The organism is Chryseobacterium shigense (assembly GCF_900156575.1).
GTDB classification, from domain to species: Bacteria; Bacteroidota; Bacteroidia; order Flavobacteriales; family Weeksellaceae; genus Chryseobacterium; species Chryseobacterium shigense.
Map to the genome: position 1 here is coordinate 1 of NZ_FTNY01000008.1, position 16,887 is coordinate 16,887.

Annotated in this window: 17 protein-coding genes and 1 riboswitch; of the genes, 14 read left to right on the forward strand and 3 right to left on the reverse strand. The window is 38.6% G+C overall.

What is annotated here, in order from left to right; translation table 11 throughout:
* The first annotated feature begins 551 nt into the window (after positions 1–551).
* The 3 genes from BW964_RS20905 (at position 552) to BW964_RS20915 (ending at position 3,015) form a co-directional block, all read left to right on the forward strand.
* Entirely contained in the window at positions 552–1,100 is a 549-nt protein-coding gene (locus BW964_RS20905) for an L-threonylcarbamoyladenylate synthase (RefSeq protein WP_076510320.1), read from the forward strand.
* A gap of 105 nt (positions 1,101–1,205) precedes the next feature.
* Complete coding sequence (locus tag BW964_RS20910) at positions 1,206–1,550, forward strand: nuclear transport factor 2 family protein (protein WP_076510322.1); 345 nt, start codon at positions 1,206–1,208, stop codon at positions 1,548–1,550.
* A 43-nt stretch (positions 1,551–1,593) separates the two neighbouring features.
* Positions 1,594–3,015: a CCA tRNA nucleotidyltransferase gene (locus BW964_RS20915; protein WP_076510324.1), complete on the forward strand. Its 1,422-nt coding sequence runs from the start codon at positions 1,594–1,596 to the stop codon at positions 3,013–3,015.
* A gap of 158 nt (positions 3,016–3,173) precedes the next feature.
* Here the strand turns inward: BW964_RS20915 and BW964_RS20920 are convergent, their stop codons facing one another.
* From BW964_RS20920 to BW964_RS20930, 3 genes are all read right to left on the reverse strand, one after another.
* Complete coding sequence (locus BW964_RS20920) at positions 3,174–4,217, reverse strand: YncE family protein (RefSeq protein WP_076510326.1); 1,044 nt, start codon at positions 4,215–4,217, stop codon at positions 3,174–3,176.
* A 13-nt stretch (positions 4,218–4,230) separates the two neighbouring features.
* Positions 4,231–6,072, reverse strand: coding sequence for a TonB-dependent receptor plug domain-containing protein (locus BW964_RS20925; RefSeq protein WP_076510328.1), 1,842 nt, complete (start codon positions 6,070–6,072; stop codon positions 4,231–4,233).
* Positions 6,073–6,104: 32 nt separating this feature from the next.
* Positions 6,105–6,279: riboswitch (cobalamin riboswitch) on the reverse strand.
* A 255-nt stretch (positions 6,280–6,534) separates the two neighbouring features.
* Positions 6,535–7,017: a cytidine deaminase gene (locus BW964_RS20930; protein WP_076510330.1), complete on the reverse strand. Its 483-nt coding sequence runs from the start codon at positions 7,015–7,017 to the stop codon at positions 6,535–6,537.
* 101 nt (positions 7,018–7,118) lie between these two features.
* Between BW964_RS20930 and namA the strand changes: the two genes are divergently transcribed.
* From namA to BW964_RS20980, 11 genes are all read left to right on the forward strand, one after another.
* Positions 7,119–8,171 carry an NADPH dehydrogenase NamA gene (gene namA, locus BW964_RS20935; protein WP_076510332.1) on the forward strand — a complete coding sequence of 351 codons (1,053 nt, stop codon included), beginning with the start codon at positions 7,119–7,121 and terminating at the stop codon, positions 8,169–8,171.
* Positions 8,172–8,180: 9 nt separating this feature from the next.
* Positions 8,181–8,474: a DUF2752 domain-containing protein gene (locus tag BW964_RS20940; RefSeq protein ID WP_076510334.1), complete on the forward strand. Its 294-nt coding sequence runs from the start codon at positions 8,181–8,183 to the stop codon at positions 8,472–8,474.
* A gap of 184 nt (positions 8,475–8,658) precedes the next feature.
* On the forward strand, positions 8,659–9,063 hold the full coding sequence (gene tssD / locus BW964_RS20945; protein WP_076510336.1) for a type VI secretion system tube protein TssD: 405 nt from the start codon (positions 8,659–8,661) through the stop codon (positions 9,061–9,063).
* A gap of 169 nt (positions 9,064–9,232) precedes the next feature.
* The gene (locus tag BW964_RS20950) at positions 9,233–11,164 is read left to right on the forward strand and encodes a type VI secretion system Vgr family protein (RefSeq protein WP_076510338.1); all 1,932 of its coding nucleotides are present in this window, start codon (positions 9,233–9,235) and stop codon (positions 11,162–11,164) included.
* Between the two features lies 1 nt (position 11,165).
* Positions 11,166–11,336: a hypothetical protein gene (locus tag BW964_RS22630; RefSeq protein WP_155859170.1), complete on the forward strand. Its 171-nt coding sequence runs from the start codon at positions 11,166–11,168 to the stop codon at positions 11,334–11,336.
* 64 nt (positions 11,337–11,400) lie between these two features.
* Positions 11,401–12,375, forward strand: a complete 975-nt coding sequence (locus BW964_RS20955) for a DUF2931 family protein (protein WP_228432130.1) — start codon at positions 11,401–11,403, stop codon at positions 12,373–12,375.
* A gap of 14 nt (positions 12,376–12,389) precedes the next feature.
* Positions 12,390–12,695, forward strand: coding sequence for a hypothetical protein (locus BW964_RS20960; RefSeq protein WP_076510342.1), 306 nt, complete (start codon positions 12,390–12,392; stop codon positions 12,693–12,695).
* A gap of 5 nt (positions 12,696–12,700) precedes the next feature.
* Entirely contained in the window at positions 12,701–14,113 is a 1,413-nt protein-coding gene (locus BW964_RS20965; protein WP_076510344.1) for a T6SS phospholipase effector Tle1-like catalytic domain-containing protein, read from the forward strand.
* A 152-nt stretch (positions 14,114–14,265) separates the two neighbouring features.
* A complete protein-coding gene (locus BW964_RS20970) occupies positions 14,266–15,324 on the forward strand; it encodes a LysM peptidoglycan-binding domain-containing protein (RefSeq protein ID WP_139325913.1) in 1,059 nt (352 codons plus the stop codon).
* 21 nt (positions 15,325–15,345) lie between these two features.
* Complete coding sequence (locus tag BW964_RS20975; protein ID WP_123912011.1) at positions 15,346–16,383, forward strand: hypothetical protein; 1,038 nt, start codon at positions 15,346–15,348, stop codon at positions 16,381–16,383.
* Positions 16,384–16,385: 2 nt separating this feature from the next.
* Positions 16,386–16,886 carry a DUF4280 domain-containing protein gene (locus BW964_RS20980; protein WP_076510350.1) on the forward strand — a complete coding sequence of 167 codons (501 nt, stop codon included), beginning with the start codon at positions 16,386–16,388 and terminating at the stop codon, positions 16,884–16,886.
* Position 16,887: the final 1 nt, after the last annotated feature.

Consider the following 16,887-nt stretch of genomic DNA (forward strand, 5'->3'; position numbering starts at 1 on the left):
ACCAGCGCCGATGGTACTGCGAAAGCGGGAGAGTAGGCCGCCGCCAGTTTTTATTTAAAAGTCTCATACAGTTTTGTATGAGACTTTTTTTTTGTGATATACTTCCAAGGAGATGGCAGATAGCAGATTGCAGATAGCAGATAGCAGATAGCAGATAGCAGATTAAGAGACAAGAGACAAGAGGGACGTGCACACAGCCACAAATCATTCTTCATTTATCAATCATCAATTATCATTTATCTTTTATCTTTGATAAGCAATAAGCAATAAGCAATAAGCAATAAGCAATAAGCAATAAGCAATAAGCAATAAGCATTAGTTACCTGTCCATCATCTATCTATCTATCTATCTATCTATCTACGATCTCATACAGACATGTGTGGGAATTTTTTGTTTCATGTCTATTAACTGATTCATGAGTGAAAAAGGTGACTGATCATTTTTATATAGTATAAAATATTCACCAAAACATAACATTTCGTTCACTATTTTTTGGCTGAAGCTTCCTGTTTTTTTACCTTTATACACGGGTTTTATGCCCTGTTGAATTATGGAAAATATTATTGAAATACTCAAATCCGGCGGAACCATTCTTTATCCTACAGATACCATCTGGGGAATAGGATGTGATGCTACCAACATAGAAGCGGTCAATAAGATCTTTGACATCAAAAAAAGGGAAAAGAATAAATCTATGATCATTCTTGTGGAATCTGAAAAGAGACTTCAGGATCTGGTGGACGTTCCGGAAATGGCATGGGAAATTATGGATCTTAGCGAAAAACCTGTAACAATTGTTTATGAAAATCCGCGTGGACTTCCCAAGGAGCTGCTTGCTGAAGATGGAAGCATTGGTATCAGAATGATAAAAACAGATTTCTGCAGAAAACTGATTACAAAATTGAACAGACCCCTAGTTTCTACCTCTGCTAATTTCAGTGGTGATAAAAGTCCTCTGAAGTTTTCGGATATTTCTCCGGAAATCGTTAAACTGGTAGATTTTGCGGTAGAAGAAGACAGGGAGAAAGTTTCAAAATATTCCGGTTCTTCAGTGATAAAAATATGGAATGATAATAGGATTAAGGTTCTTCGTGAATAAAATCCTAGATAATTCTTTCATTTTAAAATCTTGTCAACATATATTGGCAGGATTTCTTTTTTTAAATTTCTATCTTTGCATCATTCAATTCATAAAAGACATATTATGAACCACGAAAAGTTTGCTGAAGAGTGGATTAATGCCTGGAATTCTCATGACCTTGATGAAATAATGTCTCATTACGCTAGTGATATCGAGGTGACTACACCCATGATTACTTTGGCTACAGGTGGGAAAGAAAATACTTTGAAGGGAAAAGAAGTTGTACGGCAATATTGGAAAAAAGCATTGGAAAAATTCCCTGATTTGAATTTTGAACTTATCCAATCAACAGCAGGAGTACATTCAGTGGCTTTGTATTATAAATCTATTATGAATAAATATGCTGTAGAAGTCATGTTTTTTGATGATGAAGGAAAAATTAATAAAATGTATGCCCATTATGATTAATGGAAAAAGACATTGCTAGAAAAAGACGATCTATTTATTAACGATGAAAATTAATCTTACCCAAAATAAAAATTTAAAACTATTCAAGATCATTGCGGATGCTGCGGAAAAAAATAATCAGTCCGTCTATATTGTCGGTGGATACGTCCGTGACCTTCTGATGAAGAGAACAGCATCTACCGATATTGATTTTGTGACTGAGCAAAGTGGCATTGAGCTTGCTGAAACGGTAGCGAAAGATCTGGACCCTAAATTGAAAGTTTCGGTCTTTAAAACGTACGGAACGGCGATGATCAAATATAAGGATCTTGAGCTGGAGTTTGTTGGCGCCAGAAAAGAAAGCTATACCGAGAACAGCAGAAAACCGGAGGTAGAAGGTGGAACGTTGGAAGACGACCAGAAAAGAAGAGATTTCACCATCAACGCGATGGCAATTTCTTTAAATAAGGCTAATTTCGGAGAATTGATCGATCCCTTTAATGGAGTTGAAGATCTTGAAAAAGGAATTTTAAGAACACCTTTAGAACCTGCACAGACGTATTCTGATGATCCGTTGAGGATGATGAGAGCGGTTCGTTTTGCTTCTACATTGAATTTTGTGATTGAAGAGAAATCTTTAAACGCCATAAAGCAGGAAGCGGAAAGAATCAAGATTGTTTCTATGGAAAGGATTATGGTAGAATTCAACAAGATTATGATGTCCCAAAAACCTTCCGTAGGGCTTGGATTGATGGAAGAAACAGGTCTTTTAAAACTGATTATTCCTGAGCTTATAGAACTCAAAGGAGTAGAAGAAGTAGAAGGGCAGACTCACAAAGATAATTTTTACCACACTTTGGAGGTAGTAGACAATATTTCTTTAAATACCGATAATCTTTGGTTGCGCTGGTCAGCATTATTGCATGATGTAGGTAAAGCTCCAACCAAAAAATTTGTGGAAGGTACGGGATGGACTTTCCATGGACATGAGTTTTTAGGTTCAAAAATGGTAAAGACTCTTTTCCACAGACTGAAGCAGCCGTTGGGAAGTGATATGAAATATGTTCAGAAAATGGTGAAACTTTCATCACGACCGATTGCTCTTATCACCGATGATGCCTCAGATTCTGCATTGAGACGGCTTTTATTTGATGCCGGAGAAAACCTGGAGGATCTTTTTACTCTTTGTAAAGCAGATATTACGACCAAAAACTCTAAAAAACAGGATCGATTCAAAAAGAATTTCGAATATGTAGCGGTGAAGATCAGAGAGGTGGAGGAGAAAGATCAGGTAAGAAACTTCCAGCCGCCCATTACAGGAGAAGAAATTATGAAGATGTTTAACCTTAAGCCGGGAAAAGAAATTGGAATTCTTAAGGAGAAAGTGAAAGAAGCTATTCTGGAAGGTGAGATCCTGAATGATAAGGAAGAAGCTGAAAAGTTTGTGATCGCTGAAGCTGAAAAATTAGGATTAAAGTATAATTAAATTAAAACTTAATAAAAAAAGCTTCGGCGGGATAAATCCCGCCGAAGCTTTTTTTATCCGTGAAAACAAAATCAGGCCGCTTCGAAGAAGCGGCCTGAAAAAAAACACAAATGATGAAAAAAAATAAAATTTATAAATACTACCAAAGTAGTAAGGTCTTAGTTTGGATACACTGAATTAGAGCCTATCCCTGTAGTAAATGCTCTGATGATAGCTCCTGAAGTATTGTACACTACAATTTTGCTAGCCTGGGTAAATCCATTAGAATCAGAAGTGAAAATTTTGTCGTTGATCACACTGAATCCATATAGAGCAGAATACGCATCAACACTGTTCGCTACTGTAAATAAAGGCGAAGTAGGAGCTGTGGTAGCACTCATATCCATGGTGTATACATTTTTCCCTGAGGTGAAGTAGAATTTACCATTCGAAATTTCAAGATTGGTAGCATTGGCAATACCTGTTAAAGTCGTTGTTTTTGTAACGCTTCCTGTGCTTGAGATCTGATAGATATAAGAATCGGCAGTTCCTGTAGCAATAGCATACACATTTTGGTTGTTTGAAATAATCTTGTTGATATTGACGTTGGGTAAAGTAATGGTGGACTGAACCTCATTTGTAGAAGTATTGATATAAGAAATCTTATTTCCAAAACCGAATGATGCATTCTGTACAAAGATATTGTTTCCAGCTTCCACAATTCTCTCAGCAGCATCTGTAAAAGAGATTTTTTTGATGAAAGAACCGTCAGAGACCTTATAAATACTCACAAACTTATCACCTCCATATTTATCATTCGTTACATAAATATTGTTGTTGGCAAAAGCCATATAACGTGGATTGTTAAGTTCAGCTGTGATTTGGCCACCGGCTTTAAAATTATAACGATTGGCCACCTGGATCTTATTCGAGTTATTCAACAGCAGATACGCGTTGTCACCATTGAAAGCAATCATTTGCAAAACATCCCCTAATTTCGCTCCTCCGTTATTAAGGGAGAAAACATTGTCCTGTTTAAGGTTCAGGTCTGCACTTACAAACGTTACGTCACCTTCAGGTTTTCCATAGGTACCTTCATTAGCAATTAGAAAACCATTGCCGTAGAATATTTCCGGCTCATCATTGCTATCATTGTTACACGATACAATGCCTAAAAGAAGGGTAAAAGCAAAAAGAAAATGTAGAAATTTGTTCAGTTTCATAATATTTTTAAGTTTAAAAATTAATCGTTGCGTATACACTGTAGTTCCTCTTCGGCATCGGATACAGAGATACGGTCTGATACACCGTATTGGTAATATTGTTCACTTTGAACCCTAACGTGTATTTCTTGAAAATAGTCCCGGAAATTCCGGTATTTAAGATAAAATAAGGATCAATGGACGTAGATCTTTGCTGATCGGTAGTGGTATAGGTAAGACCGTTGAAAAGCCCTTGAGCATATATTCTCAGGAAAGAATATCCGTACTCTATATTTCCCACCGCTTTGTGGAGGGGAACATACATCCGCTGCAGTTGAGTATCTTTATTCACTGATTTTGAATAAGTATACCCTGCATCAAGTTTCAAGTGATGCTTTCCCATTTTTTTATTCCAGATAGCCTGAGATTCTAAACCGTAAGATTCCACTCTGCTGGTATTAAAAGGCGCCCAGTATCCTAAAGGAGTAGGAAGCCAGTTGATAAGATTTTTGATGTCCATATAATAAGGACTTAAGGTAATTTTAAAATCTCCAAAGCTGAATTCATGGTCCATGTCAATATTGGTGGAAGTTTCTGGAAGCAAATCCAGATTTCCTCCCGGCTGCCAGTAGAGGTCATTAAACGAAGGGAACCTGAAATTTCGTGAAAAGCTGGCCCCAACATGATACCAGCGAAGCGCATTCCACTTTCCTGAAAAAGAATAAAGTAGGGGAGAAGAAATGTTTTCCACAAAATCTTTCTTGATTCCTGCTTCAAAACGAAGGTCTTTTGTAGCAAAATACCGGATTAAACCAGCCAGGGAACCTACATTTCTGCTGATACTTCCAATCCCGGATTCATAACCTTCTCCTTTATTCACCTGAAATTCTCCAATCGCATTAATATTGATTTTTGGAGTGATGAAATAGTTGAAGTCATTTTTGAATATGTAATTTTTTCCCTCTGCACCACTGGCTTTAGGAAGATTAAGATTCGAAAAATATTGAAAGTTATCTTCGGTATACGCTGCTTTTAAGCTGTTCGAAAGATTATTTTTTTGAATATCCCATGCGATCAGACTCCTTAAAGTCTGCGCTTTATATTTTGTTCTATTGCCGTTGTCCTCAAAAATAGGATAGTGCTGTGAGGCATCAAAGATTTGATTCTGCCACGAAATCGTCTGGTGATCAGCAATTTTATAAGAAACGCCCATGTTCACAGAAGTATTGTAATACCTTCCGTTAATGTTGTTGAATCCTGTACTTCCTACAACAAACTCAGGAACTTTATAGTCATTCTGACTTGTGACATAGCTTCCTGAAACCTTAACACTTAGCTTATCATTACTGAAAGAAGCCTGTGCAAAATTATTATACGTATCAAAAGAAGCAGCTTCCGAAAAAACAGAAGCTTTAAATCCTCTGTTGAAATCTAAAATATTGTTTAAATGAATGCTTCCTCCAACAGCACCACTGCCGTAAACCACACTTCCGCCACCCGCTTTTACCTCAATCTGATCATATCCGAACAATGGAATATTATTAACATCGCCCTGTCCTAGAAAACTCGAGTTAATGTTGATTCCATTCCATACAAAAGCCGTCTGCTGGGCAGTTGTTCCACGGAATGAAGGTGAAGAAACAGCACCACGGCCATTTTCTTTGATGTAAATAGAAGATTGATATCGTAAAAGTTCAGAAAGGTTCGTTGAGTTTTTCTCAACATCTTTTGGAGTAATGGTACGGACCGGATGGAAAAGCTTTACTTTATTCATCTGGTTGTCAAAAATATAAATGGTGTCTACCGCCTTCTCCTGTCCCAAAAGAAAGCTGCCATAAGACGAACAAAGCAGTACTAAAGATCTTTTTATATCCATACTATGTTACTTTTCCTCCGAAAGCAATGTGTTTTTTAGTTACAATTTTGGCAGGTCTCCTGACTTTCGCTTTCTGCACCTTCCCGTATGAACAGTGGTTTTTGCAGAAACTTTTATAGCGATTTACAGTTGCGGGGACAGTTTGGGCATTTCACCCAATTCCCTATTATTTCCAATACGCTGGAAACCAAAATTTTTGCAAAGATAACTTTTTAAATCTATTGCACAAAAAGACAAAAAGATCAATCCCGAATCGTCAATTTTGCTCCGCACAACAAGGTAGAAAAGTATTGATGTTTTTATCTAAACCTAACCATTTACCTGCAAAGCAAATTCACCATTGACACAAATCTTGAAAGTAAATACCTCAACGTAAAAGTCAATGCTGATTGGTAAGAAAAATTCACTCTTCACCTGCAAAGCAGAATTCACCATTGACCACTTTCAACTCACCTTTCTCCTCTACAAAAATGTAGAATCAAAATAAAAAGGCAGCAGATCTTTAATGGATGATACCTTCACCACCTCATCATTCATGCTTGAAAAATAAAGATCTATATTCTCGTTCTGCTTCGTTTCATATTCTATTAAACTCTGTCGGCAAGCTCCGCAGGGGGGAATCGGAGGATTTTTCTCATGGAATTCCTTAGGACCTCCCACTACAAAAATCTTCTTTACTTTTACATCCGGAAAGTTGGCTGCTACCCAGAACAAAGTGGTTCTTTCTGCACACAATCCTGACGGATAGGCCGCATTTTCCTGGTTGTTTCCGGAATAAATATCGCCGTTTTCAAGCAAAACGGAACACCCTACCAGGAAATTAGAGTACGGTGCATAAGCATTTTCACGGGCTTGTATCGCTCTCTCAAATAGAGCTTTTTCTATATCGTTCAGTTCACTACTATTTTTAAAGTGCTCGTAACTGATCTGTATGTCTTTTTTCATATATTAGTCAGGCTAAAAAGGGGGGCTAAATTTACTTCTTTTTCATCAGCTGGACAATGTTTTTTTTTGCTCAGCATTAAATTGAAATTCAAAAAAATAAAATGATATATACCTCAATACAATTCAGAAATATAGAGCTAAAAAACAGATGGGTCATGTCTCCCATGTGTATGTATTCATGCGAAAACGGTATTGCAAATGATTTCCATTTTGTACACTACGGAAGCCGTGCACAGGGTGGGACAGGTCTCATTATGGTTGAAGCTACAGGCGTAGAACCCAGAGGGAGAATTACCAATCACTGCATGGGAATCTGGAATGATGAGCAGGCAGAAGCGTTAACGAAAATTGTCGGTTTTGTGCATTCCCATTCAGAAAGTAAGATAGGAATCCAGCTTGCCCATGCCGGCAGAAAAGGGTCCACCTGGAATAATTTGCAGATTCCGCTTGAAGAAGGCTGGGAAACCGTGGCTCCGAGTGCTATTCCCTATCATCCGTCTGAAAGAATTCCGCATGTTCTCACGGTGGAAGAAATCAGGGAGCAGGTGCAGAATTTTAAAGAAGCTGCAAAAAGAGCCGTTAAGGCAGGTTTTGATATCATAGAAATTCATGGAGCCCATGGCTATTTGGTTCATCAGTTTTTATCCCCACTATCCAATATCCGGACCGATGAATATGGTGGAAGTTTTGAAAACAGGATCAGATTTCTGTTGGAGATTGTAGAGGCGGTAAACGAAGTACTGGATGAAAATACAGCCCTTTTTGTAAGGATTTCAGGAACAGAATACGCTGACAACGGATGGGACATCAATGACAGTGTAGAACTGGCCAAAGTTTTAAAAGAACATTCCGTAGATCTGGTAGACGTTTCAAGTGGAGGAAATATTCACGGAGCAAAAATATCAGTATTTAATGGCTATCAGGTTCCTTTTTCATCTCAGGTACGAAATGAAGCAGGCGTAAAAACAGGAGCTGTAGGATTGATCACCACAACAGATCAGGCTGAAGAAATTCTGCAGAAAGGAGATGCAGACCTTATATTTGTAGCAAGAGCGATTTTGAGAAACCCGTATATGGCCGTTCAGGGATCATTTGAAATGAAGAAAGACTGCTTTTTCCCTCATCAGTACACAAGGGCGAAAATTTCATCATAAAAATCAAACATGAAGATTGAAGATTTTATGTTAACCTGTCCCAGCAAGAAATTTCTTGGAATTGAATGTTTGGGATGTGGAGCTCAGAGAGCCATTGTGCTTGTTTTTGAAGGGAAATTTTCAGAAGCTTTTAACCTGTATCCTGCTGTTTATACCGTGTTGATCTTTCTTTTTACCTTAGGTCTGAGTTTTGCAGATAAAAAAAGAAAATACAGCAGGATTCTATTGATCATGATTGCTGTCAATCTTGTCATGATGGTCGTATCTTATTATTATAAACACTTTTACATTCATGCTCATTAAGAATGATGTTGATTTGAATAAGTGTTTTTTTAATCTTTAATTCATATTACGAGAAAAAAAGTCGTAGAATTACTACAAAATATGAATCTGTTGCAGAAAAACTTTTTAGATTAGAGCATGAAGTCTATCTTTGTTAGACAAAATTTATGAAAAGAATAATCATTAATGATTAAAATGTAAGAATATGGCAGGAAATTCAAGAGGAATCTTAAAATTCAATGGAGGTGAAGGACAAAAGCTATTAAAACTTAATTACAGTGTATCAAGATCTACAGATGTTTCAGGACGTGTAGCATCTGATCCATCAAACGCTTTGATAAAAATAACCATCGAAGCTACCGAAAAATCTGATATTCTGGAAAGTTTACTCAATGGCAGATATAAACCTACCAATGGTGAAGTTACTTTTAATAAATCTCATGAAGAAGGAACACTGATTACCCTGAAATGGGAAAACGGATATGTGATCCAGCATGAAATGGATTTTGATGCCATCGACAGCAATAATATGCTGGTAAGCTTTGTGATAAGCGCAGAAAGCATCACGTACGGAAATTCACTATATGACGGATTCTGGCCATTGAGCTAAATCCGCAGTAGTACAAAATACAAAGAGACTGTCCCTCAAGACGGTCTTTTTTTACCTGTTGTGAATGCTATTTTCTAACAAGGAATCTTTGTTTATTTTCAAAAATTCCCGATTGGATGAATAATGTGAACAATTTTTTTTTAAACACACACAAATCACTTTATAAAATATGTCTAGTATACCTGAAAAATCAAAGGGAGCGACTTTTCGTCCTGCACAGAATGCAGACGGAGTGTCCGAAAATCATCATATCGGAATCAACCGTCTGGTAAAGCTTTCCCTAGTCATAGAAGGAAAGATTATCAAATTTTATAAGCATTTTAAACTTAAACAGAGCACCCAGCGCCATCATGAATTCACCCTTACGCTCGCTCACGACACGTTGGGAGACCGCCAGACCCATTCGCTGGAAGATGCCAATAAATTCCTAGGGAAACGCCTTACAGCGGTCATTGCCTATAAAGATATAGAGAACAGTCCTGAAAGAACCTTTGTAGGAATTATTACCGGAGTGGCCTTCAGTCAGGAAAAAATGAGTCTTGGAAATATCGTCCTTACCGGATGCAGTCCTACCATTCTGCTGGATGGTGCAGCTCATATCCAGAGTTTTGGAGGAGCCCAGCCGGTGAACATGGGAATCATTGCCGAAGAAGTGATCAAACAGGGAATTGATAAAGGCCGTTTTGATATCCGGGTTGATGCCAATAATTTTTCACAGATTATTTACAGCAGCCAGTACGACGAAACACACTACAATTATTTGGCGAGAATGGCTGAAGCTTATGGTGAACAGTTCTATTATGACGGAGAAGTTCTGCATTTTGGAAAATTACCGCCTCAGAACAAACCGATTACCCTTACCTACGGAAGCAGCGCTAACGATATTAAAGTGGAGCTGAAAGCAGTACATACCAAACCGCAGTTCTACGGTTACAACAGCAACAAGAATGAAAAACTGACCGCAGGATCTACGCCTATTCAGCATGTAAGTGACATTGCTAAAACAGCCTATGATCACAATAATAATATTTACAAAACACCGGCACTTCAGATAGCGCCTATCAAAGCATCCACCCATCTTGACGTTGAATATTCACAAAAAAGTGCTTCAGGAAGCGAGGCTGTGAATGTTTTTTCTATTTCAGGAAATACCACGGTTCCTTTCCTTCATCCCGGATGTGTAGCCGATGTTCAGATGCGGAAGCCAGATTCCAATGAAACTTCCTATTTCACAAGAATAATGATTACAGAAGCCGAACATGAGATCGATACGATAGGGCATTACAAAGGTAGTTTTGTAGGAATAGCAGCAGATACGGGATTTCTTCCAAGACCGGAATACAAAATTCCAAAAGCTGAACCTCAGACCGCAGTGGTGATATCCAATACAGATCCGGAAGGACAGGGAAGAATCCAGGTGCAGTTTGACTGGCAAACCAGCGATACCACCCATTTTATCAGAATGATGAGCCCTGATGCAGGAGGGACAGACCAGATCACGCAGAACAGAGGATATGTAGCCGTTCCGGAAGTAGGAGACCAGGTGATGGTGAATTTTGTTCACAGTCATCCGGACAGACCTTTCGTCATGGGAGGAATGTTTCACGGAGGAATCGGTTTGGGCGGTGGAATCAACAACCATATGAAGTCTATTCAGACCAGAAGCGGAATCCGGATTTTGATGAATGACGAAGAAGGAAGTGTGAAAATCATGGATCCAAGTGGAAATATATACTTTATGGATGGCGCCGGAAATATCAGTATGAAAGCTCCCAAGAATTTCACTCTGAATGCCGGAGACAATATCAACATCACGGCAGGAAAAGAAATTTCAATCAGTGCCGGAGAAGGAATCAACAGTTCTGCCAATGACAGTATTATTTCCACAGCAGGAAAAGATATTGTTCAGACGGCTTCCGGGGATATCCGGGAATCTTCGGATACCAGAACAGAAATGGTAGAAAAGGAATTCAAAAGACAATCTGAAACCTCCAATGAAATAGCCGGAGAGATCTCCATGTTCAGCGAGCTGGAAAACATGACCATGCAGAGCGGGAAGATTGTAGAATTCAACAGTGCTGAAAAATCAAAACTTTTCTGATATGGCAATCATCAAAACAGCGAAAAATATACAGATAAAAGTCACCGACTCTTATCACTTGAGTGTAGGCAAAAAGGTTGAGAAAATTGCACAGAAAATTAATGTGGAAGCCCAGAAAAATAACCTTGTTTTGGCAAGCAATAAGAAAATAATGTCCCATGGAAACAAATAAATTAAGAATTCTGATTCTTTTTATTGTTAGTAGTTTCTCATTAATCAATTGTCAAAATAAAAAAATGGAAGAAAAATACAGCTGGCTAGGAACCCTATCTGCACCTCAGGAATATCCTATGGAAATTTACGAAGGCGCCATTATTGCCGATGACTTTACCTACGGCTTCGATGCAATCTGGGGAACACAGAATACAGGCTGGGGAAATGAAGGAGGAACCATGAGTGTAGAAACCCGACAAATGGGTATTCCAAAAAAACTGGAATTTACCTGGTACTCTCTGGTTGAAAATAAATTTTATACCGGAAAATGGGATCTTGATCAGGAAAAAATAAAAGATCTTTTTGCAAAAGGATTTATAGATCAGGACAATGGAAAGAAAACGACATACACCAATTTTATTGTAGGACTTGCTCCAAAAGGACGTGTGGTTTTATGGATCAACGGACCGGGCAACCAAAAAGAAGTAGGCGTTTTTCAGGCTCATGATACCCTTATTACCAAAGAAAAAGCATACGATAATGCAAAATATATGCTGAAAGAAGGTTTTGCAGAAAGGATGCTTAAAGATCCGTCTTACGAAACATTTAAACCGGAAATCAGAGCTAAAATAGAGAAAGAAGGCTATCCTGATCCGGGAATCTATGATGTATACAGAGAAAGATATAGCTGGAAACCTTCAGTGATTCTTCCGGAAGGCAGCGAATGGATCGATTTCGGTCTTACGAACTATAACGGAGAGCAGGAAAATCTTTTCGGGGAAAGTTTAACCTCAGATACCTATAAAAAACGGGCTGTTCCGAAATTCTGCGGTTTTTACTGGAGAGATCAAAATAAGAACAGATATGGCGTATGGATAGATTCTTTTGATGAGAAAGAAATTTTTGAATTGTTTCAAAAACTGGGGAAAGAAAAGAACATCGATTTTACCATCAAAGTCAATGCAGAGAATACAAACGCCTTATTATCATTAAAGAGCGAAAACGAAGAATTGCCTGTGACAAAAGCTAAGATCAGATTATCACGTAAAATTGACTAAAAATATCCAGATATATGAATTATAAAACCCTTACCTATAACCTATTGTTTTTGTTCATTCCCGTAGCAGCAATTGTTGCGTGGTTTTTATATGATACAGCAGGAGGATCGGTAGGAGGAGGGGGATACAATTTGGGAGATCTGTACAGCCCGGTATTCTGTATCGGATACATCATTTTGTATGAAGCTGTTTTGGCCGCAATCATTTTTTATCTGTACAGGAAAAACAGAAAATGGGCTGTTGAAAATATAGTGGCATGGGCTGTGAGTTTAGCCTTATTACTCTATTTTATTGTTATTCTGTCATTAAAACTAAAATAAAAACGATGCACAATAATAAATTTGGAGATTATACACCGGAAATAACCAAAGAGGAAGTCTTAGACATTACTCTTGGGATGTTTTTCGATGGAACTTTGAATAATAAAACCAATACCATCGAAAGAAGACGTGAAACTCCCGAATACAAAAAAAACGGAGGTTCACCCACAGATAATAACAGTTATAATAACGACTGGAGCAACGTAGCGCGTTTGTGGGACAATTACGATAAAAATTTTGGTATTTACATCGAAGGGATAGGAACTGAAGATAAAGAAAAAGATTCTATGCTGGGGTATGCCTTCGGAACAGGAGCCACCGGAATTCGGGGTAAAGTGAGGAAAGGATGCGAAGAGATCGTGAAAAAAGTTAAAAATATCAAGAACGCTAAAAAAGCGGATAAAATTGCCGTGCTGACTTTTGACGTTTTCGGTTTCAGCCGTGGTGCGGCGGCAGCCCGTAATTTCGTTCATGAAATAGGAAAATCAAAATACAAAGCAACCACCACTACAGTTTCACATCAAGGGATGACTGTCACTTCAAAGTACGACAGCGACGGTACCGGAGTGGAAGGTGACGAACTGCCGAAATGGGGACATCTGGGACTGAAGCTCCAGGAAGCCGGAATTACAGTCGATGTAATCAAAGTGAGATTTCTTGGGATTTACGATACCGTGTCCTCTTATTCAAAAAACTTTTCTGCCATGCCGAACTTTCACAATGATGTGGAAGAGCTTAGTCTGAATGATATCGGCAGAGCACAGACCGTAATTCACTTTGTGGCAGAAAATGAGCATAGAGAAAATTTTGACCTTACCAATGTGCATGTAGGCATAGAAAAAACATTCCCCGGGGTCCACTGTGACGTAGGAGGAGCCTATGAAGACGGAACAGAGACCTGGGAGGAAATTGAAACATCATGGACTACCAGCGCGAAATTAAAAGCCTTGAGAAGCCAGCTTATAGCAGATGCCTGGTACAAAGAAGATCAGCTTACCATTACCCCTGGATTTTATCTGGCATTAAAAGGGAGTCGTAAACTGGTGAAAAGGTACAGCTTTGTGCCTTTACATTTTATGGCGGAGTATGGCGTTCAGAAAACAGTTCCCCTGACCATAAAAAAGCTTACCGATGAAACCTATTCCATTGCAGAAGATCCTTTACTGATAAGAGTAAAAGACAGGTTGAGATCATACGCCATGGCAGATGGGAAACAATATACCTTTAAAAGATATAAAGACGTGGAAACCGCCTATGGAGGGACATCAATACCGGAACAGAAATATGCAGACTATCAGAAAGAAATGAAAGAGCAGGATGACCTGAGAAGACTTAGAAATGAATATCTGCACTGGTCTGCCAGAAGAGAGGGAATAGGAATGGATCCTACATCAGACAGAGTGAGAGTCCTCCATTAATTCCGGATCTATCAATAGATTCTGACAGTAAACAGAATGGGCAGTCCCCATTTTTCAAGAAAAATAAAAAGAACAGAATTGCCAATTGAATAGTAATACTGTCAGCGATTGTCTAAAGAACATGAAATAAAATACCACGAAAGAGAACAGGAATGCCTGATCATTTTATGCAGAAATTTAACATACATACCGTTCAGAAAGGAGAAAGCCTGAAAAGTATCGCATCGCTGTACCACTTAGATACCGATGCTTTAAAACTATTTCATAATAACCAGTGCGACGTAAAGGACATGATCCTGATTGATCTTACCGGTCAGAAGGAGCTGTTTATTCCCAGAACCTCCGTGACGGATAAAAAAAAGCTGGTCAGATTCGGTAGGGGAAACAGTCTGGTTTTTCAGCCGCAAAACTGTTTCAGCAGATACGGAGTCAGTGTAAATATTGAAAACAATGATCATACAAATGAACTGAAATATGAAATGTCTGTACGCTGGCTGAAAACAGAAAATCAACTGCATTTTTTTGAAATAGACAGAACTTCCGGTCTTTATCTGAATGAAGAAGAAGTTAACGAAATAGCCGATCTGCTCGCCTTTAAAACGTCAAAAGTTTTGTATCCCCTGCACATCAGTGCAGATGAACAGGGAAAATTCAATGCTGTAGAAAATCTTTCAGTGTTTAAAGAAAGATGGCCCGGAGTAAAGCAGGAGGTTTATCAAGAGTTTGAAGGAGAAACGGTCGACCGCTACTGTGAAAAAATAGAAAAAGTCATCAACGAACCTGAAGCCATGAGTCTTTATCTAAAAAATGACTATTTCATCCGAACGTTGTTTTTCGGGATCTATCATCAGTTCGGACCTCATTATGAAACCAGTATAGCAGAAAGTTTCCCTATTGTCAATAATTCTGTGGAGCCCAGGTATCAAGTAAAACTGGAGATTGATCCGTTGAAAGATGAATATGACCTGGTTAATATCCAAGGAGAAGGAATCTTAAACGATGAGAGAACCGTCTATGATTTTATGAATGGAGCTCCTTTTTCCCTGATTATTGAAGAACATCCGGTAATGAACCATGAGGGAAATTTCAAATTGGCATATTATCTGAACGGAGAAACGTTACTGTCGGAATCATTGTATTTGGAATGCAGTATAGACCTTGAAAAAGAAAAGAAAATAGCAGTAGTCATTGCGACTCTGACAGAGCAATAGAAAAAACGTAACAAAATGAAAATGAAAACCAATCACAAATTATCCATACTGATCTTTCTATTAAGCTTTAGCCTGTATTTCGGGCAAAAAGTGGAGTTTAATATACCGAAAGACATCCAGACCTTACAGAATTCCATTTTTGATTTTAAAAATGATTTTACAAAAGATGAAGCTAAAGCCGCTGCGGCATCAGACACCGACTTCTCAACGACTGTCGAGCTCTATGATCTCAAATATGAAGGAACCCAAAAAAATCCTTATCTGGATTTAGCCCTGAAAACCGGAGCCAAATCTAAACAGTTTATCCAGCAGGCAGTTTGGAACGTCAATATGAAAAAGGTCTCTTCAAAAAGCACGAAAGTCACCGTTTTTCTTGAAAAAGTAGTGCCGGACAGCTGGTCTAAAAAAGAAGTGGATACAAAGCTGACCAAATCCACAGGGAAACTTGAGAAAGAGATCAAAGAATTTCTATTAAACCACAAGCCCGCAGAATATTCAAATGATCTGACAGCTGTTGACGCTTCGTCCACAGACGAGGAAACCGAAGCACAGGCAACGGCTCAGGTTGCCGCCTTTGAAGCAAAAACCTCTCAAAAAAAGACCGTATCTAAAAAATTACAAAGTCTATTTAGTAAAAAACAATTGATCCCATTACCTGCTACCTCAGGAACTTTCACAAAACTTTTGCAGACCAGTTCAAGTGAATTGGAATGCAAAGACTGTAAAGGCGGGAAATATTCCAACTGGGATTTTGATGATTTTAATATGATTTATGCCAATATGAATGGAGGAGAAGAGTATTATGCCATTCAGTATTACGGAGAGGACAGCGTTTCAGGATTGCCATTTGGTTTAGTATTCAACGACAGCTCACCCTCTGAGTGTAAGCAGAAGTTTGCACGGTACAATGCACAGCTTTATCAGACAACGGTAGACACCGATGAAAATTCAGCCAGAGCATTAACCGTTGTTACCTTTAAAATGAATTCCTCTTTTGTCCGTCTGGAATTTGGGAATCAATATTTAACCAGACTCGTTGTTTCAAATAAAGAATTGTAGCCATGGCAGAAAAACATATTGTAGTACAGGGAGCGATGTGCAAATGCCAGTTCGGACAACTTCCGGACAAGCTTAAAGTGCTCTCACACCAGAAAGAATACGCGAACGATAAAAATGCTTCCCAAAAATTAATTGTGACCACAAAGGAAATTGGAGCGGCTACCTTTGAAAAGAATACATTCGGAAACTGTACGAAAATGGGAGGACCACCACCACCCTGCAAAATCATGGTGACCGAGTGGAAAGATTTTTATGAAAAAGTTCAGCTTAATAACGGAGGATATATCATTCTTGAAACCAGCAAGGCCATCTGTGCCATTGCCGGAACACCGTGTATTGAAATCATAGACCACGGGCAAAGGGCGGAAGCCAGTGCACAGAATTTTAAAAATGCTGATCAGGATGTGCAGCAGCAGATCAATCCGCTGGTAAGTTCTGAGGACCTGTACAAAGAGCAGCCCACCCATGAAGGCTTAGAAGCCGGAGAATCCCCAAAATTGTAAG